Origin of the sequence: Mycobacterium sp., from assembly GCF_050700595.1 — a bacterium.
GTDB lineage: Bacteria > Actinomycetota > Actinomycetes > Mycobacteriales > Mycobacteriaceae > Mycobacterium.
Genome location: NZ_JBOHHI010000021.1, coordinates 1 through 23,115, shown reverse-complemented (window position 1 = coordinate 23,115; position 23,115 = coordinate 1). Strand labels below are relative to the sequence as shown.

General features: G+C 67.5%; 23 protein-coding genes and 1 riboswitch. Of the genes, 15 read left to right on the top strand and 8 right to left on the bottom strand.

Annotated elements, in window-relative coordinates:
- Nucleotide 1: 1 nt before the first annotated feature.
- Entirely contained in the window at nt 2-1,318 is a 1,317-nt protein-coding gene (locus tag ACRDTL_RS01660; RefSeq protein WP_431504986.1) for a DUF1800 domain-containing protein, read from the bottom strand.
- A gap of 107 nt (nt 1,319-1,425) precedes the next feature.
- Between ACRDTL_RS01660 and ACRDTL_RS01655 the strand changes: the two genes are divergently transcribed.
- The gene (locus ACRDTL_RS01655; protein WP_431504985.1) at nt 1,426-2,271 is read left to right on the top strand and encodes an endonuclease domain-containing protein; all 846 of its coding nucleotides are present in this window, start codon (nt 1,426-1,428) and stop codon (nt 2,269-2,271) included.
- A gap of 93 nt (nt 2,272-2,364) precedes the next feature.
- Here the strand turns inward: ACRDTL_RS01655 and ACRDTL_RS01650 are convergent, their stop codons facing one another.
- Genes ACRDTL_RS01650 through glnX form a run of 3 tightly spaced genes read right to left on the bottom strand, consistent with a single transcriptional unit; the run spans nt 2,365 to nt 7,024 of the window.
- Nucleotides 2,365-4,647 carry a serine/threonine-protein kinase PknG gene (locus ACRDTL_RS01650; protein WP_431504984.1) on the bottom strand — a complete coding sequence of 761 codons (2,283 nt, stop codon included), beginning with the start codon at nt 4,645-4,647 and terminating at the stop codon, nt 2,365-2,367.
- Nucleotides 4,647-5,705, bottom strand: a complete 1,059-nt coding sequence (locus tag ACRDTL_RS01645) for a glutamate ABC transporter substrate-binding protein (protein ID WP_431504983.1) — start codon at nt 5,703-5,705, stop codon at nt 4,647-4,649. Before ACRDTL_RS01645 ends, ACRDTL_RS01650 begins: the two co-directional genes overlap by 1 nt.
- The gene (glnX, locus tag ACRDTL_RS01640) at nt 5,705-7,024 is read right to left on the bottom strand and encodes a protein kinase G-activating protein GlnX (protein WP_431504982.1); all 1,320 of its coding nucleotides are present in this window, start codon (nt 7,022-7,024) and stop codon (nt 5,705-5,707) included. The genes ACRDTL_RS01645 and glnX overlap by 1 nt, the downstream gene beginning before the upstream one ends.
- A 127-nt stretch (nt 7,025-7,151) precedes the next feature.
- Between glnX and ACRDTL_RS01635 the strand changes: the two genes are divergently transcribed.
- Complete coding sequence (locus tag ACRDTL_RS01635; RefSeq protein ID WP_431504981.1) at nt 7,152-7,784, top strand: NUDIX hydrolase; 633 nt, start codon at nt 7,152-7,154, stop codon at nt 7,782-7,784.
- On the opposite strand, the gene thiE is transcribed toward ACRDTL_RS01635, so the two are convergent.
- Nucleotides 7,756-8,436, bottom strand: coding sequence for a thiamine phosphate synthase (gene thiE / locus ACRDTL_RS01630; protein WP_431504980.1), 681 nt, complete (start codon nt 8,434-8,436; stop codon nt 7,756-7,758). The genes ACRDTL_RS01635 and thiE overlap by 29 nt on opposite strands.
- A 27-nt stretch (nt 8,437-8,463) precedes the next feature.
- A riboswitch (TPP riboswitch) is annotated at nt 8,464-8,571 on the top strand.
- On the opposite strand from thiE, the gene thiO reads away from it, so the two are divergent.
- The 9 genes from thiO (at nt 8,562) to ACRDTL_RS01585 (ending at nt 16,116) form a co-directional block, all read left to right on the top strand.
- A complete protein-coding gene (gene thiO / locus ACRDTL_RS01625; protein WP_431504979.1) occupies nt 8,562-9,584 on the top strand; it encodes a glycine oxidase ThiO in 1,023 nt (340 codons plus the stop codon). Its footprint overlaps the riboswitch before it by 10 nt.
- Entirely contained in the window at nt 9,585-9,782 is a 198-nt protein-coding gene (gene thiS / locus ACRDTL_RS01620; RefSeq protein ID WP_431504978.1) for a sulfur carrier protein ThiS, read from the top strand.
- Nucleotides 9,775-10,533 carry a thiazole synthase gene (locus tag ACRDTL_RS01615; protein ID WP_431504977.1) on the top strand — a complete coding sequence of 253 codons (759 nt, stop codon included), beginning with the start codon at nt 9,775-9,777 and terminating at the stop codon, nt 10,531-10,533. Before thiS ends, ACRDTL_RS01615 begins: the two co-directional genes overlap by 8 nt.
- Nucleotides 10,530-11,282: an SGNH/GDSL hydrolase family protein gene (locus ACRDTL_RS01610; protein ID WP_431504976.1), complete on the top strand. Its 753-nt coding sequence runs from the start codon at nt 10,530-10,532 to the stop codon at nt 11,280-11,282. The genes ACRDTL_RS01615 and ACRDTL_RS01610 overlap by 4 nt, the downstream gene beginning before the upstream one ends.
- Before the next feature lie 22 nt (nt 11,283-11,304).
- Nucleotides 11,305-12,255, top strand: a complete 951-nt coding sequence (locus tag ACRDTL_RS01605; protein WP_431504975.1) for an anti-sigma factor RsbA family regulatory protein — start codon at nt 11,305-11,307, stop codon at nt 12,253-12,255.
- Entirely contained in the window at nt 12,255-13,121 is an 867-nt protein-coding gene (locus tag ACRDTL_RS01600; RefSeq protein ID WP_431504974.1) for an MEDS domain-containing protein, read from the top strand. The genes ACRDTL_RS01605 and ACRDTL_RS01600 overlap by 1 nt, the downstream gene beginning before the upstream one ends.
- 28 nt (nt 13,122-13,149) lie before the next feature.
- On the top strand, nt 13,150-14,634 hold the full coding sequence (locus ACRDTL_RS01595; protein ID WP_431504973.1) for a M28 family metallopeptidase: 1,485 nt from the start codon (nt 13,150-13,152) through the stop codon (nt 14,632-14,634).
- A 35-nt stretch (nt 14,635-14,669) separates the two neighbouring features.
- Entirely contained in the window at nt 14,670-15,299 is a 630-nt protein-coding gene (locus ACRDTL_RS01590) for a M15 family metallopeptidase (RefSeq protein WP_431505017.1), read from the top strand.
- A gap of 16 nt (nt 15,300-15,315) precedes the next feature.
- Nucleotides 15,316-16,116: a class I SAM-dependent methyltransferase gene (locus ACRDTL_RS01585; protein ID WP_431504972.1), complete on the top strand. Its 801-nt coding sequence runs from the start codon at nt 15,316-15,318 to the stop codon at nt 16,114-16,116.
- Here ACRDTL_RS01585 and ACRDTL_RS01580 read toward each other — a convergent pair.
- A complete protein-coding gene (locus ACRDTL_RS01580) occupies nt 16,113-17,633 on the bottom strand; it encodes an amidase (protein WP_431504971.1) in 1,521 nt (506 codons plus the stop codon). The two genes, ACRDTL_RS01585 and ACRDTL_RS01580, sit on opposite strands and share 4 nt — an antisense overlap.
- Nucleotides 17,634-17,786: 153 nt before the next feature.
- Between ACRDTL_RS01580 and ACRDTL_RS01575 the strand changes: the two genes are divergently transcribed.
- The 4 genes from ACRDTL_RS01575 to ACRDTL_RS01560 are packed head-to-tail and all read left to right on the top strand — an operon-like array spanning nt 17,787 to nt 21,756.
- Nucleotides 17,787-19,364 (top strand): methylmalonyl-CoA mutase family protein, encoded by a 1,578-nt coding sequence (locus ACRDTL_RS01575; RefSeq protein ID WP_431504970.1) that lies wholly within the window; start codon nt 17,787-17,789, stop codon nt 19,362-19,364.
- Entirely contained in the window at nt 19,365-19,790 is a 426-nt protein-coding gene (locus ACRDTL_RS01570; protein ID WP_431504969.1) for a cobalamin B12-binding domain-containing protein, read from the top strand.
- The gene (locus ACRDTL_RS01565) at nt 19,775-20,731 is read left to right on the top strand and encodes an LLM class F420-dependent oxidoreductase (RefSeq protein ID WP_431504968.1); all 957 of its coding nucleotides are present in this window, start codon (nt 19,775-19,777) and stop codon (nt 20,729-20,731) included. Before ACRDTL_RS01570 ends, ACRDTL_RS01565 begins: the two co-directional genes overlap by 16 nt.
- Entirely contained in the window at nt 20,728-21,756 is a 1,029-nt protein-coding gene (locus ACRDTL_RS01560; RefSeq protein ID WP_431504967.1) for a CaiB/BaiF CoA transferase family protein, read from the top strand. The genes ACRDTL_RS01565 and ACRDTL_RS01560 overlap by 4 nt, the downstream gene beginning before the upstream one ends.
- On the opposite strand, the gene ACRDTL_RS01555 is transcribed toward ACRDTL_RS01560, so the two are convergent.
- Both ACRDTL_RS01555 and ACRDTL_RS01550 read right to left on the bottom strand, forming a co-directional pair.
- Nucleotides 21,723-22,184 carry a TIGR03618 family F420-dependent PPOX class oxidoreductase gene (locus ACRDTL_RS01555; protein ID WP_431504966.1) on the bottom strand — a complete coding sequence of 154 codons (462 nt, stop codon included), beginning with the start codon at nt 22,182-22,184 and terminating at the stop codon, nt 21,723-21,725. The two genes, ACRDTL_RS01560 and ACRDTL_RS01555, sit on opposite strands and share 34 nt — an antisense overlap.
- An 18-nt stretch (nt 22,185-22,202) precedes the next feature.
- Nucleotides 22,203-23,115 (bottom strand): 2Fe-2S iron-sulfur cluster-binding protein (locus ACRDTL_RS01550; RefSeq protein WP_431504965.1); only part of this gene is annotated, 913 nt, incomplete at its 5' end.

The window sequence follows — 23,115 nt, the reverse complement described above, 5'->3', positions numbered from 1 at the left end:
GCTACGACGTCAGGTATTCGGGCGTGTTCACGGCAGCGGCGACCAACTGTGCCGGCCGGTGCACCAAGAGCTTGAGTGCGGCGACGGTGCGATCCGACCATGCGCCGACACCGATCAGATACCCGACCGCGTCGATGCGCTCGTCGGCTGCCACATCGTCGACGGTTGACACGTCGCCGGTGTGCGCGATCGCGGTCGCTGCCCGTAGCCGTACGCCGGCGCTGGCCGTGGTCAGCCAGACCCGGCCGTGCGGCCACCCTCCGACATCCGGTGGATAGAAAGGCCGCTGCCCCAACGCTTTCAGCGTCGCATCCATCGTCTTTAGTTGCGCAGGAGTATCGAGCGGAACCCGGAGTGTGCGGATCACCCCGACAAGCCACTCGACCGGCGTGTTGACCACGGCAGCACGGGTAGCGATGAACTCGTCGTCGGTGAGGATCGCCGCGGTCAGCGCCCGCAAGTCTCGGCTCGGCCCGTAGGCGGTGACGATGCGGTCGAGTGTGTGTCCGGAAGGCGGGTCGTCGGAAGCCAGCTGTTGCCACAGACGCGCCGCAACATAACCCGGAGACTTCGGTTGGGCCAGCACTGCATCACAGAATCCCGCGGCGTCGAAATCGCCGGTTGTGCCGAACAGCGTCTTGGTTGTTCCATCGTGGCGCCTGGGGACCAACAACGTCTGGCCGTCGGGTTTGATCACCCATCCCGTCAGCGCTCGGGCGCCGGCCCGGACGTCGGACTCGGAGTAGCCGTCGCCGTGCCCGAGCGCGAAAAGCTCCATGAATTCCCGGGACAGATTCTCGTTGGCAGCCTTGGCGGTGTTGCTCTGTCCGTCCAGCCACCGCAGCATCGCCGCGTCGGTCAACATCATGAACGCCAATGTGCGGAAGTCGCCGCGGTTGAGGGTACGCAGTTTCTGATTCTGGGCACCCATATATGCCGCGATTCGAACCTTCTGTGCCGATGTCGCAAAGTGATTGTGCCACAACAGAGTTAACTTCTCGTGAAGAGGCTGTTCAACTGCGGCCATGCGGCGCAGCCACCAGCTCGATAGCTGCGACATTTGCTCGGACAGTTGGCGGTTGTACTGCTTCCGATTGGTCGTGCTCGCGTGTTTCGCAGGCGGCCGCGGTGCGGTCAAGGCGGGCATGGGGGTCGCGACCGCGCCGGGGTCCGCGCCGGGATCCGCGCCCAGCGCGGCAGCCAGGTAAGCCGACCAGTCCTGGGCGGCAACGGTATCGACCAGCGGACCGGGCACCCCGAAACCGGCACGGCGCAAGACACGCGCCGTGGTGATCCACCGGTCGGACTGGCCAGGCATGAGTCAACTGTGAACCGCGCAACTGGGAATTAGCTGAAGACCCGCCGTGGGCACGTCCTGTGGATACCGGGAATTGCGGTGCCAGCCCGCGTGCGATTGTCCGCGGTATGAAGGAGCCATTCATCGGCAGCGAGGCATTGGCGTGCGGCGCACTGAGCCGGCATCAATTGCGGAGTCGGCATCGAGCCGTGTTTCCGAACGTCTACCTGGCCACGGAGCTTCGACCGTCTCTGGAGCGGCGCATTGCGGCCGCGTGGCTGTGGTCGGATCGCCGGGCGATCATTGCTGGGACCGCTGCCGCCGCTCTGCATGGCGCCAAGTGGATCGGCGACGACATCCCGATCGAGCTGATTTATCCCAATACTCGTCCGCCGCGGGGGGTGCTGACCCGGCGCGACGTGCTGATAGACGACGAAATGATGACCATGGCCGGACTCGCGGTGACCACACCGGGGCGCACCGCCTACGACATCGGCCGACGCGCACCGCGCCGGACGGCGGTTGCCCAACTCGACGCGCTCGCACGAGCGACCGGTTTGAAGGTCGACGACGTTGCGGCCCTTGCCCAGCATCACCGCGGTGCGCGGCAGCTGCGCAAATTGGAGACGGTGCTGCAGCTGGTGGACCCGGGCGCGGAGTCGCCTCAGGAAACGTATCTGCGGCTTCTCCTTGTCGAGGCTGGCCTGCCACGACCGCAAACCCAGATTCCCGTGCTGACCGGCGAGGAGACGTACTACCTCGACATGGGCTGGGAAGACTGCATGGTGGCCGTCGAATACGACGGGGACCACCATCGGGTAGAGCCGTGGCAATGGCGTAAGGACATTCGGCGGCGGGAGAAGCTGGAGCGGATGGGTTGGGTCGTGATCCGGGTGATCGCCGGAGACGATCGAGCCGATATCCTGCGGCGGGTGCGGTGTGCGCTGGCAGCCCGGAAATCGAGCGTGCACTAATGGTTTCCAGCGTGACTCCAGGGCGCAAAAATCGCGAAAATGCCGCCCCACGTTCACACTCGACGCCAAAGATTCACACTCGAAGCGGGACCACTAGAAGGTGCTGCTGGGCCGCACCCGGTTGGCCATATCGACCAGCGTGTAGCGGTGCGCCTGGGTGGGCGCGACCCTGGCCAGCCCGCGCAACGACGCCTCAACGCCCAGCTGCAGTCCGTGTTTGGTGAACGGGAAACCGAGGACGTGGTTGGTGCTGGCCTCGTGGTCCTGGAGCCAGTCCATCGCGCCGCCGAGCACCAGCGCGCGAATCTGCAGCACCCGCGGTTCGGTCGGCGGCAGCGCCTCCACCCGGCGCGCAGCATCGCGAATCTCCTCTTCGGTGATCTCGCTTATCGACCGGCCGGACAGCAATGTCACCGCACTGGTCAGTCGCGCGGTGGTGAAATGCCGTGAGCTGGCTGGTACTTCGTCGAGGGTGCGCACCGCGCCTTCCCGATCACCTCCGGCCGACAGCGCCCGGGCCAGCCCGAAGGCCGCCGAGATCACCCCGTCGTCGGTCTTCCACACCGCCTCGTAGAACTTGTGCAAGTCGGCGGTGCCGGCCAACTCGGCGGTGGCGGCCAACGCCATTTTGGGTGCCAATTCACCGGGGAAGGTGTCGAGCACCTCGGTGAAATGTTTGATCGCCGAGTCGTAGTCGCCGGTGAGCAACTCGGCGACGGCACGATACCAAACCGGCCGCCATTGCCAGCCGACCCGTTCGGCCAGATCATCGAGCCGGTGAGTCGCCTTTCCCACGTCACCGAGATCGAGCAAGGCGCGGACCTCCATCAACGACAGCTCGACCGACTCCGACAGGTCGATGCCCTCGGAATCCAACGAGCCGTGCCGGAACGCCCGCAACGAATCCAGCGTCTGCACCGGCTCGGAGAGCACCGTTGCCTGTAACACCGGCGCGGCGACGTCGGCCGGATCGACCAGCGGCACCTGCAGCGCGGTGACGATCTGTTTGGCGGTGAGCTTCTGCGAATGCACGTGGCCGTCCAGGTACACGTCGGTGTGTGCGACCAGCAGGTCCACCCCGAACGTCGAACGGGTGCGGGAAAAGATCGTCGACAATCCCGGTCGTGGCGCCCCGGTGTCCCGGGCGACCACCTCGCGCAGCACCCCCACCAGCTGGCCGGACATCTCTTCTGCGCTGGTGAACCGGCGGCGCGGATCGGAGTATATGGCGCGGCGCAGCAACCGGCCGAACGAGTCGTAGCTGGTCAACAGCGGGTCGTCTTCGGGCAGCCCCTCGACGTAACGCCCGTTGCGCGTGCGCAGTGTCATCGTGAGCGCAGCCAGCGTGCGTCCCACCGTGTAGATGTCGGTGGCGACCGTCGGGCCGGTCCGCACGATCTCCGGTGCCTGGTAGCCGGGCGTGCCGTACAGATAGCCGAACGAGTTGATCCGCGACACCGCACCGAGGTCGATCAGTTTGAGCTGCTCCTCGGTGAGCATGATGTTTTCCGGCTTTAAGTCGTTGTATACCAAGCCGATCGAATGCAAGTACGCCATCGCCGGCAGGATTTCCAACACGTATGCGATGGCCTCGGCGACCGACAGATTGTGGCCGCGGCCCCGCTTGAGCGATTGCCCACCGATGTACTCCATCACGATGTAGCCGACCGGGTCGCCGTGACGGTCGGTGTGCTCGACGAAGTTGAAGATCTGCACGATCGATGGGTGCACGACCTCGGCGAGGAATTGTCGCTCTGCCATCGCGATCGCCTGCGCTTCGGCGTCGCCGGAATGCACCAAGCCCTTGAGCACGACTGGACGGTCGTTGACATTGCGGTCGGAGGCCAGGTACACCCAGCCCAGCCCACCGTGCGCGACGCAACCCTTGATCTCGTACTGGCCGGCGACGACATCGCCCGGACTCAGTTGCGGCAAAAAGGAATACCGGCTGCCGCAGTGCGGACACCAGCCTTCCGACTGTGCCTCCGGTGCCTCGTTTTCCGGACTGGAGCGCCCCACCGGCCGGCCACAATTCCAGCAGTACCGTTTGGATTCCGGCACCACCGGATTGGGCATCAACGCCTCGAGCGGGTCGGTATCGGGTGCCCGCGGGATTTCCACCAGCCCGCCGCCCAGCCGCCGAACCGGGGGCAGCATCCGCGTCGCGGTCGTCAGCCGCTCCTGCGGTTCAGTCTCGACGGTGCGCACGCTTTCGGAGTCGTCGTCGAATTGCGGACGGAAGATCGCCTGGGTGGACATCGGCCGTATCCGCGCGGACGAGTCGGCCAGCACGTCGGCCGGTTGGGTGGCCGGGCCGGTGTCGTCGTTCTCGGAGTCTTCAGGGGCCCGACGTTCTGGATCCAGCTGAGCGCACATTAGTCCAGATACCTCGGGCTCGGTGGGGCCGGCGCCGGACCCAGCACCGTCAACCACTTGCGGTACAACGCATTCCAGGTGCCGTCGCGGCGGATGCGTTCCAGGGTGCCGTTGACGAACCGGACCAGCCCGTCGTTGTGCAGGTTGATCCCGATGCCGTAGGGCTGGGTGCCCATGTTCGGCCCGACGAGATGTAGATACGGGTCCTGGGACACCAGCCCGGCCAGGATCGCGTCGTCGGTGCTGACCGCATCGACCTGACGTTGTTGGAGGGCCACCAGGCAGTCCGCCCAGTTCACCACCGACACGACGATCGGCGGCGGCACGATCTCGCGGATCCGGCCCAGCGACGTAGTGCCCTCGGCCACGCAGACCCGTTTGCCGGGCAGATTGGACGGCTTGACGATCGCCGAGTCGCGCGGCACCAGGATGCGCTGGTAGGCGTCGAGGTAGACGGTGGAGAAGTTCACCAGCTTGCGGCGCTCGCAGGTGATCGTCATGGTCTTGACGACGATGTCGACCTGTGATTTCTGCAGGGCGCTGAGGCGCTCGGCCGACGACAGGATCCGGTACTCGACCGCAGCGGGAGTGCCGAAGATGTCGCGGGCTACTTCGGCGGCGATGTCGACATCGAACCCGGTGATGTCACCGGTGATCGGGTCGCGGAAGCTGAACAGGTTGGAGCCGATGTCGAGCCCGACGATCAGCCGGCCACGGCCGTGGATGCCGGCCACCGCGGCGTCGGCCTCGGCCTTGGTTCCGAACGGCCGCAGGCTGGCGGTGGCGTTGCAGTCTTCATCGGAGCGGTCCGGCGGTCGTGGCGGCTGCGGCGGCAGTTCCTGCATTCCGGCCGGTGTGGGCGGTGGCAGCGTCGGCGCCGCCGCCGTGACCATCGGTTCCGAGTGTCCGCACCCGGCCAGCACCGCCGCCGCCGCCAGGGCGGCGTACAGGAGCCGAGGTGGGCGGCAGCCGATTGCGGCGACCCGTCCCCCTCGCCGCTCCGCGGCTGGGGGTGCCCCCAGCGCCCGGCTCCGCCGCGCTTGCGATCGCCGCGTCATTACCGGTACTCGTTCAGCCGGGGCCACATGCCGAGAGCGACCGCGATGGCGGCGCTCAGGCTGAGCACCACGACGCCGACCGTGGCGCCGGACAGTCCGCGCCGTGCGTTGAGAACGTCGTTGCGTAATTGGTTGCGGCTCTGCTCCATGGTCTTGCCCAACGCCTGGTCGAGCTTGTCGAACGCGGGGGTGGAGTCGTCGTCGCGGCTGCCGAGCGCAACCTGGGTGGCGGCTTGGTAGTTGCCCACCGAGATGTAGGAGTTGATCCGTTCGTTTGCCCGACGCCAGCGCGCAAGCAGTTTGTTGGCGTCGCGCAAGTCGGTCTTGTCGACGGCGTCCGGGCGGGACAGATATTCGTCGAGCTGCTGCTGCATGGTATCGATGCGCTGGTAGAAGGACTGTTTGCGGACTTCTTCGTCCCCCCGCCGGATCAACGACAGGGTCTCGTCGGCGCGGGCCTGCTGCGCGGTGATCGACAGGTTGGTGATGGTCTTGAGCGATTCTGCGGCAGTGTCTTTCGCGCTGCGGCTGCCGGAGGTGGAAATCGCCAGGGCCGTCCCCACCCACACCACCATAACGAGAATCGCCATCCCACCGGCGACAAGACCGGGATTGACCCGGCGCTTGGTGCGCCGGACCAGCCAGCGGTGCGCGAATGCGCCGAAGATGACCGTGCTGGCGACGACGAGGATCACCGGCGCCGGGATCTGCGTCGACGCCGTCGTTTCTCCGTCGACCCGCGCCGACGTCGCGCGGTAAAGCTGTTGCGCGTCAGGCAGGATCCGCGACTGCATGAGCGACGACGCCTCCGACAGATACGACGATCCGACCGGGTCGCCGGCCCGGTTGTTGGTACGCGCGATCTCGATCAGCCCGGTGTAGACGGCCAGTTCGGCGTTGATCCGGCCCAGCAACTGCATCAGGGGCTCGTCGGTCAGCCCGCTCGACGCGCGGGTCACCGCCACCGCGGCGTCCGTGATCGCCTGCTCGTAACGCTCCCTTACGGTCCGCGGCTCGGCCTGCGCGATGAACGCCGTGGCCGCCGCCGCATCGGCCACCGACAGCGTGGTGTAGAGCCGTCCGGCCGCGAATGCGAGCGGCTCAGTGTGGTTCAGCACGGTGGTCAGCGCCCGCTGCCGGTGGTTGATGGTCGTCGAGGTGGCAAACGCGCTGAGCACGCCAAGGATCGCCAAGACGACGCCGATGGACAAAATGCGGCCCGGCGTCGTCGAAATAAACCACCAGCGGGGGTGGGCGGGTTCGGTCGGCGACCGCGACCCCAGTGGCTCGGTCGACGGGTGCGCCAACTCAACGGTCACGTCGGTTCGACCTCATCTTTCGGCCGTGCGTCCCACAAACTCTATAAGCGAATTCTAAGAGTTCGTCGCTGGGATGCGGGGAGGCTCGGCGAACGGCGCCACGCTCCGGCCTGCTTATCCTGGACGGGTGCGCGGCGACGGTGACGGCTGGGTGGTCTCCGACACCGGCGTGCATTACTGGGGTCGGCACGGCGCGGCCGGGCTGCTGTTGCGGGCGCCGCGCGCCGACGGGAGCCCGGCAGTGCTGCTGCAGCACCGGGCGCCGTGGAGCCACCAGGGCGGCACCTGGGGTTTGCCCGGCGGAGCACGGGACAGCCACGAGACCGCCGAGCAAGCCGCCGTCCGCGAAGCGCTCGAGGAAGCCGGGTTGCCCAGTCAGCGGCTGACGGTGCGGGCAACCGTGATCACGGCTGAAGTTTTCGGGGCCGGCGGCGCGCACTGGACCTACACCACTGTCGTGGCCGACGCCGGGGAGATCCTGCGCACGGTTCCCAATCAGGAAAGCGCCGAGCTGCGCTGGGTCGGCGAGGACGAGGTCGACCAGCTGCCGCTGCACCCCGGGTTCGCGGACAGCTGGCAACGGTTGCGTACCGCACCCGCGACCGTGCCGCTGGAGGCCGGCGACGAGCGCCGTCGCCACCTGCCGCGCACGGTCGAAATCGAGGCGGGCGTTTTCCGGTGGTGTACTGCCGGTCAGCCGGGTCAGGCGCCGTCGCAGCTGAGTTCCCGGATCAGCTCGTTGTTGCAAGCGCCGAACTGAGCTGCTCGGCTGCCGCCCGCGGGTCCTTGGCGGCAGTGATCGCTCGTACTACCACGATCCGGCGAGCGCCGGCGGCCAACACCTCCGCTAACCGCTGGATGTCGATGCCACCGATGGCGAACCACGGCTTATCGCCGGCCATCTCAGCGGCGTCGCGCAGCAGCGGCAGGCCCGGCGCGGCGCGGCCCGGTTTGGTCGGGGTGGGCCAGCAGGGGCCGACGCAGAAGTAGTCAGGGCCCTGGGGGGCCGCGGTGACCGCGCCGGTCAGCTGGTCGCGGTCGTGGGTGGACCGGCCGATCAGAGTGCCCGGGGTGACGATGTCACGAGCCACACCCAGTGGCAGGTCGTTTTGGCCCAGGTGCAGCACATCGGCGCCGGCCGCCCGGGCGATGTCGGCGCGGTCGTTGACCGCGACCAGCGCACCGTGTCGACTCGCGGCGTCGGCGAGGATTGCCAGCGCCGCCAGCTCATCGCGCGCCGCCAAGGGACCGAACCGTTGCTCGCCCGCCGACCCCTTGTCACGCAGCTGGATGATGTCCACCCCGCCGGCCAGCGCGGCATCGGCGAATTCGGTCAGGTCGCCGCGTTCGCGGCGCGCGTCGGTGCACAGATACAACCGGGACGCTTGGAGCCGGGACACAGGATCGTGCACACCGCGACGCTAGCCGCTAGCGTGGAGAATCGACGACACGGGAGTCCCGGGCGGGGACTGAGAGTGGGCACGCCTGCCCTTACCGTTTGACCTGATCCGGATCATGCCGGCGAAGGGAGCAGAGGATGCCACCCGACAACGGATCGCTGGCCGTCATCGGCGGCGGTGTCATAGGGCTATCGGTGGCCCGCCGGGCGGCCCGGGCCGGGTGGTCGGTGCGGGTACATCGCACCGGTGAGCACGGCGCGTCCTGGGTGGCCGCCGGGATGCTGGCCCCACACAGTGAAGGCTGGCCGGGTGAGGAGAGATTGCTGCAACTGGGCCTCGAGTCGCTGCGGTTGTGGCACCTGAAATCCCCGGGCGGCTACACCGACGGCCTGCCGGCGCGGGTGATCAGCGCGCGCGAGTCGCTGGTGGTCGCTGTGGACCGCGCCGATGTCGCCGACCTGCGCACAGTGGCCGACTGGCTGTCCGCGCAGGGTCATCCGGTGGTTTGGGAATCCGCCGTCCGCGACGTGGAACCGCTGCTGGCACAAGGTATCCGGCACGGGTTCCGGGCGCCCACCGAGTTGGCGGTGGATAACCGCCTCGTGCTGGATGCCCTGGCGGCGGCCTGCGAGCGGCACGGGGTGCACTGGGACGGTCCGGTGTCCGACCTGGCTGGTGTCGACGCCGACGCGGTGGTCATCGCCAACGGGATCGACGCCCCGCGGCTGTGGCCGGACCTGCCGATCCGGCCGGTGAAGGGCGAGGTACTGCGGCTGCGCTGGCGCAAGGGCTGTATGCCGGTGCCGCAGCGGGTGATTCGTGCCCGAGTGCACGGCCGGCGGGTGTACCTGGTGCCGCGCGCGGACGGTGTGGTTGTTGGCGCCACCCAGTATGAGCACGGCCGTGACACCGCGCCGGCAGTCTCCGGTGTGCGTGACCTGCTCGACGACGCCTGCGCGGTGGCACCGGCCCTCGGCGAGTACGAGTTGGCCGAATGCGCGGCCGGGCTGCGCCCGATGACGCCGGACGGCCTGCCGCTGGTGGGGCGCCTGGACGAGCGAACGCTGGTCGCCGCCGGCCATGGCCGTAATGGTTTCCTGCTGGCGCCGTGGACCGCCGAACAGATTGTGTCCGAACTCGTTCCTGTCGGAGCCCACTAGATGATCGTCATGGTCAACGAAGAACAGTTGCAGGTCGATGAGGCGACCACGGTTGGCGCACTGTTGGAGTCGCTTGGTTTTCCCGATCGCGGCATCGCGGTCGCGCTGGACCAGACCGTGCTGCCGCGATCGGGGTGGACGACGACACTTTCCGATGGTGCCCGACTCGAGGTGGTGACGGCGGTGCAAGGTGGTTGACAACAAATTCACTGTCGCCGGGCGCAGTTTCGCGTCCCGGCTGATCATGGGCACCGGGGGAGCGACCAACCTCGCGGTGCTGGAGGAGGCGCTGGTCGCGTCGGGCACCGAGTTGACCACCGTCGCGATGCGCCGGGTCGACGCGGAGGGCGGCACCGGCATGCTCGACCTGCTTGGCAGGCTCGGTATCATGCCGCTGCCCAACACCGCAGGCTGCCGCAGCGCCGCCGAGGCGGTGCTGACCGCGCGGCTGGCCCGCGAAGCGCTGCAAACCGAGTGGGTGAAGCTGGAGGTCATTGCCGACGAACGGACGTTGCTGCCCGACGCGGTCGAATTAGTCGGGGCCGCAGAGCAATTGGTGGATGACGGGTTCGTGGTGTTGCCGTACACCAATGACGACCCGGTGCTGGCCAGAAGGTTGGAGGACGTCGGCTGCGCGGCGGTGATGCCGTTGGGGTCACCGATCGGCACCGGCCTCGGGATCACCAACCCGCACAATATCGAGATGATCGTCGAAGCGGCCGGTGTCCCGGTGGTGCTCGACGCCGGTATCGGCACCGCCAGCGATGCCGCGCTGGCGATGGAGCTCGGCTGTGACGCGGTGCTGTTGGCCAGTGCGGTGACCCGAGCCGCCGATCCCCCCGCGATGGCCGCCGCGATGGCCGCCGCCATCACCGCCGGTTTCCTGGCGCGAAAGGCCGGCCGCATCCCGAAGCGGTTCTGGGCCAGGGCGTCCAGCCCGGCGTTATGACCAAAAGCCGGTACGTGGCGCTGGGCAGTTCGATGGCGGCGGGTCCGGGCATCTGGCCTCGCGCCAACGGGGCGCCGTGGGGGTCTGGCCGGTCCGCCCGCAACTACGCGCACCTGGTTGCCGAACGACTGCATCTCGACCTGGTCGACGTCACCTTCTCCGGCGCGACCACCGCTCATGTTCTCACCGACCGGCAGCGCGGTGCGCGGCCACAGATCGATGCGCTGGACGGGTCCGAAGCGCTGGTCACGATCACGATCGGCGGCAACGACGTCGGCTACATACCGCTGCTGATGGCCGCCGCCTTGCCGCGGATGGCCCGCGTCCTGCCGAACATCGCTGCGCTGCTGGACCGCGATGCCCGCGAACAGGCGCTCGGCCAGGTCGGCGATTCGCTGCGTGCGGTCGGCGCGACGGTGCGCCGGCGGGCACCGCAAGCCCGGGTGATCTTCGTCGATTATCTGACGATGCTGCCGCCGGACGGGCAAAGCGCGCCGCCGCTGTCGCGGGTCGACGCCGGTCTCGGCCGCCACGTTGCCGCCCGTCTCGAGGAGCACACCGCGGAGGCCGCGGCGGCCACCGGTTGCCAGATCGTCCGCGCCGCACACGCCAGCCGGGACCACCATGCCTGGTCAACCGATCCGTGGACAGTGGGTGCGACCTGGCCGCTGCCCTGGCGTCCGGCACCGTTTCACCCCAATGCCGCCGGGATGCGCGCCGTCGCCGAATTGCTGATTAACGCATCATGACCGTGGGTAAGCGATCGTCGACATGACCACACACGCGGACCACCCCGATTATGATCACACCGCGCTTCTGTACCACTCGGAGCGCGAATATGTCGATTCCCTGGTGCCGTTCATATGCGAGGGTTTAGATAGTGCGCAACCGGTGCTCGTCGCGGTGCCGGGGGATAAACTGTCGTTGCTCCGCGACGCGATGGGTGACGCAGCGGGGTACGCGAAGATGATCGACATCACGGATATAGGCCGCAATCCCGGCCGCATCCTCGCCGCCGAACTCGCCTTCGTCGACGGGCGACCAGATCGGCACGTCCGCATGGTCGCCGAGCCGGTGTGGGCGGGTCGCACCGCCGCCGAATACCACGCCTGCCTGCAGCACGAGGCGCTGGTCAACATCGCGTTCGCGGGCTGTGAGGTTACCGGGCTATGCCCCTACGACGCCTCGTGTCTGGACGAGAGCATCCTGGCCGATGTCAGCGTCACGCATCCACTGGTTTCCGAACACGGAACGCAGCGATGCAGTCCCGGCTTCTCGATCGACGGCGCACTCGACAAGTGCAATCAACCGTTGTCGACCAGTCCCGTCGCGATAACCTACACCGTGTGCGAAGCAACGGATCTGGCCGGCGCGCGCCGGTGCGGCACCCGATACGGCCGGTTGCTCGGCATGTCCGCTGATCGCATCGCCGATCTGCAACTGATCACCACCGAGTTGGCCACCAACAGCCTTGACCACGGCGGCGGGGTGTGCCGGCTGGCGTTCTGGCATGACGCCGGACAGCTGGTCTGCGAGGCACGCGATATCGGGTATCTGGCCGACCCGCTCAGCGGGCGTCGACCGCCGGTTGACGGCTCCGGTCCGTACGGGCTGTTCGTCGTCAACGCGATTGCCGATCTGGTACGCATCCACACATCGCCATCCGGCACCACTATCCATGCTTACCTGCAGTTGGGCCGCTCACCCGAAGAGGACAGTTGATGCGCTCTCAGGGTGAGCTGATCTCCGCCGCAGGCTTGGTCCCGTTCGGCCACGTTGCCTGGGGCTATCGGGATCGTACCGAATTCCTCACCCGCGCAGCGGAATACATTGCCGACGGTGTCGCGCGAAACCAGCGGATCCTCTACGCCAGCGACGCCAGCCGCGATGTGCTGCTGGGGGAACTGGCCGAGATGGGTTTCGCTGACGCGGTGCGGTCCAAGCAGATATGGGCGACGCCGGTGCGAGAACACTACCCGTTCGTTTCCGGCAGCGATGTGGTGGACCCCGAGGCGGCGGTGGCAGAGGGTGTGGCGGCCATGCAGCACTTCGTCGCCATGGGATACGACGGCTGCCGCGGCGTAATCGACGGTGCCGTGCTGGTCCGCACACCCGAGCAACGCGCCGCGTTCAGCCGTCTCGAATACCTCATTGACCAGAAGATGGCGGTGCTGCCGCTGTCGGCGTTGTGCGCCTATAACCTCGAACTCCTGGGCGACACCGCGAAAGAGCTGATGTGCCTGCACCCCTTGCTGAGTCAGGGCGCGGTCGGCTTTCGGATCTACGCCGAACCGGGCGCCGGCTTTGCGTTGGCCGGTGAGATAGACGCGGTGGACAACGACGCGTTCATTACTGCCATACGACGAATCTGGCCGCTGATCTGGGCCGACGAGCCGGTGATCGACGCGCAGGGTTTGGACTTCATCACCCACCGTGAGCTTTCCGCCCTCGATCGGCTCGGCGGGGCAGGCGGCCGACAGGTGGTTTTGCGGACCGACCGGCACCTGGTCGGCCGGCTGGTCGATCTGCTCGAATTGGAAAACCTTCGGGTGGAAACCCCACCTGCGCTGCTTGCCGACGCCGGCTGACGTGATACAGGCGTCTACCCTAGGCGCGGTGGTCAACAAATCGAAGCTGATGCTCACTGTGGTTGCAGTCGTTGCGCTACTGGCCGGCGGCTGCGGCTCATCGAAGGGGTCCGAGCCGGCAACCTCGCGCGCGGCGCACGACTTCGCCGCGTCGCTCCGTGAACGGCTCAGCACCGACGCGATGGTGGCGCATCTGGCGAAGCTGCAGGACATCGCCACAGCCAACGGCAACACCCGCGCGGTGGGCACCCCCGGATACGACGCCAGCATCGATTACGTGGTGAGCAGGTTGCGGGACAAGGGCTTCGACGTGCAAACCCCGCAGTTCGGTGCGCGCGTGTTCGATTCCGACACCGGGTCGGTGACCGTTGGCGCCAAGACCTTCGAGGCACATGCGGTGCAGTTCAGCCTCGCCACACCGCCGGACGGGGTGAGCGGCCCGCTGGTGGCTGCGCCCGCCGACGACAGCCCGGGCTGCAGCGCGTCCGACTACGACAAGCTGCCGGTGCAGGGCGCGGTGGTGGTGGTGGACCGCGGCACCTGCCCGTTCGGTCAAAAAGAGGACGTCGCCGTGCAGCGCGGTGCGATCGCCTTGATCGTCGCCGACAACGTCCTCGAGGAGAAAATGGGCGGCACGCTCGGCGAGAAGGCCGACGTCAAGATCCCGGTGGTCAGTGTCACCAAGTCCGACGGGGCGCAGTTGCGGGCCAAGCCGGGTCCCGCCACGGTCAAACTCAAAGCGGAGACCAAGACCATCGAGGCCCGCAATGTCATTGCGCAAACCAAGACCGGCTCATCGGCTGACGTGGTGATGATCGGGGCGCACCTGGACAGCGTCCAAGAGGGTCCCGGCATCAACGACAACGGCTCCGGGGTGGCCGCGGTGCTGGAAACCGCGCTGCAGCTGGGCCCCTCGCCGCAGATACACAACGCGGTGCGGTTCGGTTTCTGGGGCGCAGAGGAACTCGGACTGATCGGCTCGCGGAAGTACATCGAATCGCTGGACCAGGGCGCGCTCAAAGACATTGCGCTGTATATGAACTTCGACATGCTGGCATCACCCAATCCGGGCTACTTCACCTACGACGGAGACCAGTCGCTGCCGGCCGACAAGCGCGGGAATCCGGTGGTACCCGAGGGGTCGGCCGGTATCGAGCGTTCGCTGGCCGCCTATCTGAACTCGGCCGGCAAGACCCCTGCCGACACCTCATTCGACGGCCGCTCCGACTACGACGGGTTCACGATCGCGGGCATAGCGGCCGGCGGGTTGTTCTCCGGCGCCGAGAACAAGAAGTCGGCGGAGCAGGCCAAGCTGTGGGGTGGCGCCGCCGAGCAGCCGTTCGACCCGAACTACCACAAAAACACCGACACCTTCGATCACATCGACGCCGCCGCGATGGGCATCAACGGCGGCGGCGTCGCCTACGTGACCGGTCTGTATGCCCAGGATCTCGGTGGCCGCAACGGCGTTCCCATCCGGGAGGACCGCACCCGCCACGAGCTCGCGAAGTGACGGTTGGCCGACTCCTGGCCGCACTTCTCATCGCGATGTGTGGCGGCTGTGACGCACGTGCCAGCGCCGACGTGCCGCCGGTAAGCCGGCAAGCCCAAAACGCGGGATTCGTCGACGTCCGCAGCCTCGTGCCGGACGCAATCATCGACCTGCGCTACGCGACATCCAACAATTTCACCGGCGCGCCGCTGTATCCCGCCAACGCCCGCTGTCTGGTACACGAATCGATGACACCGGGTCTGACAACCGCGGCCGAAACCCTGCGTCGGCAGGGACAGTCGCTGGTCTTCTGGGACTGTTACCGCCCGCACGCCGTGCAGGTCAGGATGTGGCAGGTGGTGCCCAATCCTGCCTGGGTGGCCCGGCCCGGCCCGTATGCGCGCAGCCACGAGGCGGGCCGCTCGGTCGACGTGACACTTGCCAGTGCGCAGTGCCCGCCCGGGCAGCACTGCCTCGTCGACATGGGAACCGACTTCGACGATTTCACCGCCCGCGCCCACGCATTCGCCACCGAGGGCGTCAGCGCGGACGCGCAGGCAAACCGGGCCCGGCTGCGCGACGCCATGAGCGCCGGCGGGGTGACGGTGTACTCCGGCGAGTGGTGGCATTTCGACGGTGCCGGCGCCTACGTCGGACGCCCGATCCTCGACGTCCCGGTCAACTGAAAGCAAGGAGCCGCACTTGGCGAACCACTACACCCACGGCCATCACGAGTCGGTGCTGCGGTCGCACCGCCAGCGCACCGCAGAGAATTCCGCCGGCTACCTGCTGCCGTACCTAAGCCAGGGGATGTCGCTGCTCGACATCGGCTGCGGGCCTGCAACGATCACCGCCGATCTTGCCGCGCTCATCGCTCCCGGTCCCGTCACCGCCGTCGACATCACCGACGACGCCCTGGATGTCGCTCGGGCGGAGGTCGGTGCACGCAACCTGTCGAATGTCTCGTTTGCGGTCGCCGACGTACGCGCACTCGAATTCCCCGACAACGCTTTCGATGTCGTGCACGCCCACCAGGTCCTGCAGCACATCATCGACCCGGTGCAGGCACTGGGCGAGATGCGGCGGGTATGTAGGCCGGGCGGGATCGTCGCCGTCCGGGATGCCGACTATGCCGGGTTCATCTGGTATCCGCGACTACCGGCGCTGGACCACTGGCTGGATCTCTACGAACGGGCGGCCCGTGCCAATGGTGGCGAGCCCGACGCCGGGCGGCGGCTACTGTCCTGGGCCCGGCAAGCCGGGTTCGATGACATCACCCCGACCGGCGGGATCTGGTGCTTCGCGACACCCGAGGACCGCGCCTGGTGGGGCGAAATGTGGGCCGACCGGATTCTGCAGTCGGCGCTGGCCCGCCAGCTGGTGGACTCCGGGATGGCGACCATCGCCGAACTCACCGAGATCTCCTCGGCGTGGCGGGCCTGGGCGGCCGCACCTGACGGTTGGCTGGCGATCCCGCATGGCGAGATCCTTTGTCGGGCCTAGGAAGCGGTGGGAAACCCACCACACAACATCTCAAAGGCGTGCGCGACCCGCAGCACGGTGGCGTCGTCGAATCGCTTGCCCATGATCATCATCCCGACAGGCAGCCCGTCGACGAAACCGGCGGGCACCGAGATCGCGGGATGGCCGGTGACGTCCATCGGTGCGGTGTTGAGCGCCTTTCCCATCGCTTGGGCAAGCAGTGTGGCATCGTCGACGCCGGGCGCCGGCAGTGTGGACGCCGTGTCGGGGACCGTCGGCATCACCAGCACGTCGTGCTGCTCGAGTGCGTCGTCGTATGCGGCACGGATATGCGGTAACAGGTTGCGCGCCTTCGCGTACGACGTGCCACCGAGCGTGGTCAGGCTGTAGTGGCCGCACAGCGCGGTCACCTTGATCACGGCCGCGAGTTGATCGGCCTTGGCGCGCCGCCGGTGCGCGAAGTAGGCCATCAGCTCCGGGTCGTAGAGCCCGTCCACACCGAGCCCGTAACCGTTGCCGTCGAGCATCTGATAGGTCGCACCGTCGGTGACGATGACGGTGAAGATATGGAATGCGTTTCGGTGCCAGGGCACGCTGGTTTCGGAGACGGTGCAGCCGATCTCGGTGAAGCGCTGCGCCGCCGACCGAACCGCCTCGTCGACAGCGGGTTGTGAGCCGGGCTGGCCGAAGCCCTCGGCGAGGATGCCCACCCGCAGACCGGCGACGTCGCCGGTGAGCGCGGCCGGATAGTCGACCGTGGGCAGGTTATCGGGCTGACGCGGGTCCTTCCCATCAGGTCCGGCGAGCACCGCGAGCAGTAGCGCGGCGTCGGCGACGGTGCGGGTGAGGGGGCCGAGGTGATCGAGTGTTCGCTCGATCGGGAAGGCTCCGGTGTACGGGATCAGCCCGTGGGTGGGCTTGTGTCCGACGATGCCGCACAGCGCAGCCGGGATCCGGACCGATCCGCCCTGGTCTCCGCCGAGGGCCAGGTCGACCTCGCCGGCCGCGACCAGCGCCGCACTGCCGCTGGATGACCCGCCCGTTTCACGCGTGGGGTCCCAGGGGTTGCGCACCGGCCCGGAGGCCGAGGTGAAGCTGGAACCCGAGCAGCACAGGTCCTCGCAGACGGTTTTGCCGGCGATGATCGCCCCGGCATTCAGCAACCGTTCGACGACGGTGGCGTCGCGGCTGGGGATAAATCCCTCCAATGTCCGTGACCCGTTCATCATCGGGATCCCGGCGACGGCGATGTTGTCCTTGATGGCCACCCGTCTGCCTGACAGCGGCCCGTCGGCGCCGGACCCGATCTCGGCGGTGACATACCAGGCGCCCAACGGGTTGTCGTCGGGGGATCGGTAGGCGCGCTCGGGCGCCTGCGGTCGGGCGATTTTGTCGTACAGCTCGTCGACGATGTCGTAGGAGGTCAACGCATATCCGGCGAGCGCCGTGAATCCCGTCAACGCATCGGCGTCGAAGTGCAGATCGAAATGCTTTGCCGCCGAGGAGATGTCTGCCGTGGATGGTCTGGGAATCGCCATGCCGCCAATTGTGCCGGTTGTGCGGTTTCATACGCGACGCGCCGGGCGCGGCGTATGAAAACGCACAGTCGCGCAGCCTGGGCCCAGCCCAGTTTGCCCTGGTCAGCTACCCGGTATTGGCATTCTCTTTTTTTGCAAGTACGTTATCAGTCGATGGACAACCACACTCAGACGTCATCCGGCATGCCGCTCGCGCCGGTTTACGGGCCGGGTGAGCGTGGTGGGCAACCGCCGCCGCCGGGGACCTATCCATTCACCCGCGGCAACTTCGCGTCGGGGTACCGCGGCAAGCTGTGGACGTTTCGGCAATACTCCGGGTTCGGCACCGCCGAGGAGTCCAACCGCCGGTACCGCTACCTGCTCGAACAAGGGGGGACGGGGCTGTCGGTGGCGCTCGATCTGCCCACGCAGTGTGGCTTCGACTCCGACGATCCCGAGGTCGTCGAGGAGGTCGGTCGGGTCGGCGTCGCGATGGACACCCTCGCCGATGCCGAGATTCTGTTCGACGGCAGTCCGCTGGACAAGATCAGCACCAGCATGACGATCAACGGCACGGCGGCGATCCTGCTGGCGTTCTATGTCGCGGCCGCCGAGCGCAACGGTGTGCCCCGGGCCAAGCTGACCGGCACCATCCAGAACGACATCCTCAAGGAGTACGCGTCGCGGGGCACCTGGATCTGGCCGCCGGAGCCGTCGCTGCGACTGATCGCCGACACTATCGAGTTCTGCGCCGCCGAAGTTCCGAAGTTCAACGCGATTTCGGTTGCCGGGGCGCATTTCCGCGACGCCGGCGCCAACGCGGTGCAGGAGATGGCGTTCACCCTGGCCGATGGCGTCACCTACTGCGACACCGTGGTGCAGCGCGGTCGGATGAGCATCGACGAGTTCGCACCGCAAATTTCGTTCTTCTTCTACACCCACGGGGACTTCTTCGAGGAGATCGCGAAATACCGTGCCGGGCGGCGGCGCTGGGCGACGATCGTGCGGGAGCGCTACGGCGCCACCACCGACAAGGCGTCGATGTTCCGATTCGGCTGCGTGTGCGGCGGCGCATCGCTTTTCGCTCCGCAGGCGCACAACAACGTCGTTCGGGTGGCCTATGAGGCGATGGCTGCGGTGCTCGGCGGGGTGCAGTCGATGTTCACCGCCGCCTGGGACGAGCCGTTCGCGCTGCCCACCGAGGAGTCCACCACGCTGGCGCTGCGCACCCAGCAGATCCTGGCCCATGAAACCGGCGTTGCCCGGGTCGCCGACCCGCTGGGCGGCTCGTACTTCGTCGAGGCGCTGACCGACGACACCGTGGCCCGCATCATCGAGATCATGGATGACCTCGAGCGGCACGGGGGGATGGTGCGCGCTATCGAGGACGGCTATCTGCAGGGCCTGATCGCCGACGAGGCTTATCGGATCCACCGGGAGATCGAGTCGGGTGAGCGGCCGGTGGTGGGTGTCAACCGGTTCGCCACGCCCGAGCCACCGCCCGAGATCGCCACTTACGAGCTCGACGCTGAAGGACGGGATCTTCAGCTGAAGCGGCTGTCCAAGGTGCGGGCCGAAAGGGATTCGGACGCGGTGCAATCCAGCCTCGCCGCACTGTCGCGCGCCGCGGAGGGGACCGACAATCTGATGCACAAGCTGATCGACTGCGCCACCGCCTACTGCACGATCGGCGAGATGGTCCACGCGCTCAAAGCGGTGTGGGGCGAATTCGAGCAACCGGTGGTGTTTTAGATGGCGGTACGAGTTCTGGTCGCCAAGCCGGGCCTCGACGGGCATGACCGCGGCGCCAAGATCGTCGCGCGCACCTTGCGGGACGCGGGCTTCGAGGTGATCTACACCGGCATCCGGCAACGGATCGAGGACATCGCGTCGATCGCCGTGCAGGAAGACGTGGCCCTTGTCGGCTTGAGCATCCTGTCGGGCGCGCACGTGTCGTTGACCATTCGCACGATCGAGGCGTTGCGTGCGGCCGACGCGGGCGACATCGCCGTCGTCGTCGGCGGCACGATCCCGGAGGCCGACGTGCCCAAGCTGCGCGACGCCGGTGCGGCGGCGGTGTTTCCGACCGGGACATCGCTGGACGTGCTGGTGCGCGATATCCGCAGGCTGACCGGCAGCCCCGAACCGACGGTGGAGGCACCGTGCGTCTCGGAGTGATGATCGGCGCCGAGCGTGGCGACTCGGCGCGCAAAGTCAGCAAGCTGCTCGACGACATCGAGTGGGCCGAGGCCGCCGGCATGGACACCGCGTGGATCCCGCAGGTACCCAACGACTTCGACGCACTGACGGCCGTCGCGCTGATGGCGCCTCGCACCAGCCGCATCGAACTCGGCACCGCGGTGGTGCCGCTTCAGGCGCAGCATCCGATCGCGTTGGCGCGCCAGGCATTGTCCGTGCACGCCGCGACGGGGGGCCGGCTGGCACTCGGTGTCGGGCCGTCACATCACTGGATCATCCGCGACATGCTCGGGCTGCCCTATGAGCGCCCGGCCGCGTTCACTCGGGACTACCTCGAGGTGCTCGACGCCGCCCGCCACGGTCCCGGCCCGGTGGACGTCGAGAACCAGACTTTTGCCGTGCACAACCCGCTGGATCTCGCTCCGGTAGCGCCGCTGCCGGTTCTGGTCGCCGCGCTCGGCCCGGTGATGCTGGCGCTGGCCGGCGAATGCGCCGACGGGACCGTGCTGTGGATGGCCGACGAGCGGGCCGTCGCCGAGCATGTGGTTCCCCGGATCACCAAGGCCGCCGACAACGCTGGCCGGCCGGCTCCCCGGATCGTCGCCGGTATACCGGTGTGTCTGTGTGCACCAAGCGAAGTCGATGCCGCCCGGGAGCGAGCCGATCGGATTCTCGGTGAGGCCGAGGTGTCGCCGAACTATCAGCGGCTGCTGGATCACGGCGACGCGAAGGACGTGGGTGATCTTTGCGCGGCCGGTGACGAGAAGGCGATCCTGGCACGGTTCCGCCGGTTCGCCGACGCCGGGGTGACCGATCTGTCGGTGCGGCTGTTGCCGATCGGCGACAACCGCGACGAACTGATCGCTTCCAAACTCCGTACCCGGGAGTTGATCGCGGCGCTCGGCGCCGAGGTGCGATGACGGCGCCGCTGGCCGGAATCCGGATCCTCGAGGTCGGCACCATGCTTGCCGGGCCCTACGCCACCATGCTGCTGGCCGATCTCGGCGCCGAGGTCACGAAGGTCGAACCGCCTGGCGGCGAGATTTCGCGTCAGGTCAGCGACAGCTACTTCGCCAGCCTCAACCGAAACAAAAACAGCATCTGCCTGGACCTGAATTCCGCGGGGGGCCAGGCTAAGCTGGGTGACCTCGTCGCGAAATCCCATGCGCTGCTGGTGAACCTGAAGCCGTCGGCGATCCGCCGGCTCGGATTGACCTACCAGGCGCTGCGCCGGTTCAACGAACGGATCGTCTGTGTCGCGATCACCGGCTTCGGGTTGGAGGGCGGCGACGACCCGGCATTCGACTATGTGGTGCAGGCGGCCACCGGGATCGCCGCCCTGACCGGCGAACCGGACGGGCCCCCGACGCTGCCCGGCTACTCCTCGGCGGACAACTCCACTGGGCTGGCCGCCGCACTCGGATTGCTGGCGCAGATCGCGTCCGGCCGCGGCGGCCAGGTGGATGTCTCGCTGCGCGACGTGATGCTCTCCCAGCTCAACTACCACGCCTCGGCTTACCTCAACGACGGTGTCGAGCCGCAACGGCGGCCCTTCGGTGCGCACTCGTATTACGTCCCGGCGCAGATGTTCCCGACCGCCAACGGCTACCTGGCGTTGTTCATCACCCATGACGGGTTCTGGAAATCCTTTGCGGCCGAAGCGAAGATCGACGGCTTCGAGACGATGGCCGAGCGGGTCGCGCGACGTAGCGAGGTGCTCGCGGTGGTCGCGGCAGCACTGGCCACCGACTCCGCCGCCAATTGGGAAGCCCGGCTACATCCGCTTTCAGTGCCCGCGGCGGCCGTCCGCACGCTGCCCGAGGCGTTGAAAGCCACCCCGGAGGTCATCGTCAACGCAGGCGATTTCCGTCTCGTCGGCAACCCGATCCGCGTCGCGGGCTACCAGCCGGACTACCGTCCGCCGCCGACGTTGGGTGAGGCGTAGACCCGGGTGGGTGCGATCAGAACCGCCGTTCGGCGCTGTTCGCGCATCACCCGGTCGTAGGTGGGCCAGTCGTCGTGGGCTCCGCCGGCCGCAGTGAAGATTTCGCGAAGCAGGAGTCGGAGCCGCTCGCCATCCACCTCCGGGTGTGGATCATCCGGACCGATCAATTGTGCCGAACCTTCGACGGTGGCCCATTGCCAGCCCGCGCGGGCGACGATCGTGGTTCTGGGATCGGCGCGCAGATTGCCCAGCTTGCGGGAGCCCCCGATGGCGACCAGGCCGACGACCGGCGCATCGGTCAGCGGGTGTTGCAACACCCCGGCATTGACGACCGAGGATTGGATACTCCCGTCGCCACGCAACGTGCTGAATACACAAAGCCCGTGATCGAGCGAGATGAGATCGGCGAAGGCGGAAAGATCGGTCATGCTTGGCCCTCCAGGCTCTCACTCGTAGCGTACGGTGACCGAGGCCGTGTCCGGAATGCCCTGGCACGTAAGAATGTAACCGTCGGCCACCTCGTCGTCCTCGAGCGCGTCGTTGACCAACATTGTCGCGCTGCCCTCGGTGAGCCGGGCCATGCAGGTTCCGCAGTTGCCGGCCTCGCAAGAAAACGGCGGCGCCAGGCCGGTCCGTCGCGCGCTTTCCAACAGCGTTTCGCCCTCAACCCGCGGCACCGATACCTTCTTGCGTTCGAGATAGATCGTCACCGTACCGCCCACCCCGGCTCCACTGACCGGCTCCGGCGCAGGCGGCTTGACCGGCGGTGAGGCATCGAAATCCTCGACGAACACCTGTCCCGAATCGGGCAGCGCAGAGCGCACCACCGCCATAAAGCCCTCCGGACCGCAGACATAGCAGTCCGCATCGGTGTCGGTGCCGACGAACTCACCGATGGCGGCGGCGTCGATCAGCCCCTGCTTGTCGTCGAGATGACGCATCACCGAGAGCCGGCCGGGGTACTGCTCGACGAGGTCGGCCATCGTGTCGTCGAAGATCACCGACGGGCGATCCCGGTCGGCGCACAATAGCCGCACCGGGCGGTCCGTGGTCGCCAGTGCGCTCTTGGCCAGCGACAGGATCGGGGTGACACCGCTGCCACCGGCGAAACCCAGCAACGGCACCGGGGTCGGACGCAGGCAGAAGGTTCCGGCGGCTCGGGTCATGGTCAACTCGTCGCCCTCGACCACGTTGTCGACCAGCCAATTGGACACCTTGCCGCCGGGCACCCGTTTGACGGTGGTCATCAGCTCGGTGTCGGTCTCCGGGGCGCTGGACATCGAATACGACCGATACAACTCCGCGCCGTCCACGGTCACCCGAAATGTGCAGAACTGCCCGGCGCGATAGCGGAACGGC

Excerpts from the sequence above, each read along its gene's own strand:
- ACRDTL_RS01660 (WP_431504986.1), bottom strand. The coding sequence starts at position 1,318 with ATGCCTGGCCAGTCCGACCGGTGGATCACCACGGCGCGTGTCTTGCGC.
- ACRDTL_RS01655 (WP_431504985.1), top strand. The coding sequence starts at position 1,426 with ATGAAGGAGCCATTCATCGGCAGCGAGGCATTGGCGTGCGGCGCACTG.
- ACRDTL_RS01650 (WP_431504984.1), bottom strand. The coding sequence starts at position 4,647 with ATGTGCGCTCAGCTGGATCCAGAACGTCGGGCCCCTGAAGACTCCGAG.
- ACRDTL_RS01645 (WP_431504983.1), bottom strand. The coding sequence starts at position 5,705 with ATGACGCGGCGATCGCAAGCGCGGCGGAGCCGGGCGCTGGGGGCACCC.
- thiO (WP_431504979.1), top strand. The coding sequence starts at position 8,562 with ATGCCACCCGACAACGGATCGCTGGCCGTCATCGGCGGCGGTGTCATA.
- thiS (WP_431504978.1), top strand. The coding sequence starts at position 9,585 with ATGATCGTCATGGTCAACGAAGAACAGTTGCAGGTCGATGAGGCGACC.
- ACRDTL_RS01610 (WP_431504976.1), top strand. The coding sequence starts at position 10,530 with ATGACCAAAAGCCGGTACGTGGCGCTGGGCAGTTCGATGGCGGCGGGT.
- ACRDTL_RS01605 (WP_431504975.1), top strand. The coding sequence starts at position 11,305 with ATGACCACACACGCGGACCACCCCGATTATGATCACACCGCGCTTCTG.
- ACRDTL_RS01600 (WP_431504974.1), top strand. The coding sequence starts at position 12,255 with ATGCGCTCTCAGGGTGAGCTGATCTCCGCCGCAGGCTTGGTCCCGTTC.
- ACRDTL_RS01590 (WP_431505017.1), top strand. The coding sequence starts at position 14,670 with ATGTGTGGCGGCTGTGACGCACGTGCCAGCGCCGACGTGCCGCCGGTA.
- ACRDTL_RS01580 (WP_431504971.1), bottom strand. The coding sequence starts at position 17,633 with ATGGCGATTCCCAGACCATCCACGGCAGACATCTCCTCGGCGGCAAAG.
- ACRDTL_RS01575 (WP_431504970.1), top strand. The coding sequence starts at position 17,787 with ATGGACAACCACACTCAGACGTCATCCGGCATGCCGCTCGCGCCGGTT.
- ACRDTL_RS01570 (WP_431504969.1), top strand. The coding sequence starts at position 19,365 with ATGGCGGTACGAGTTCTGGTCGCCAAGCCGGGCCTCGACGGGCATGAC.
- ACRDTL_RS01560 (WP_431504967.1), top strand. The coding sequence starts at position 20,728 with ATGACGGCGCCGCTGGCCGGAATCCGGATCCTCGAGGTCGGCACCATG.
- ACRDTL_RS01555 (WP_431504966.1), bottom strand. The coding sequence starts at position 22,184 with ATGACCGATCTTTCCGCCTTCGCCGATCTCATCTCGCTCGATCACGGG.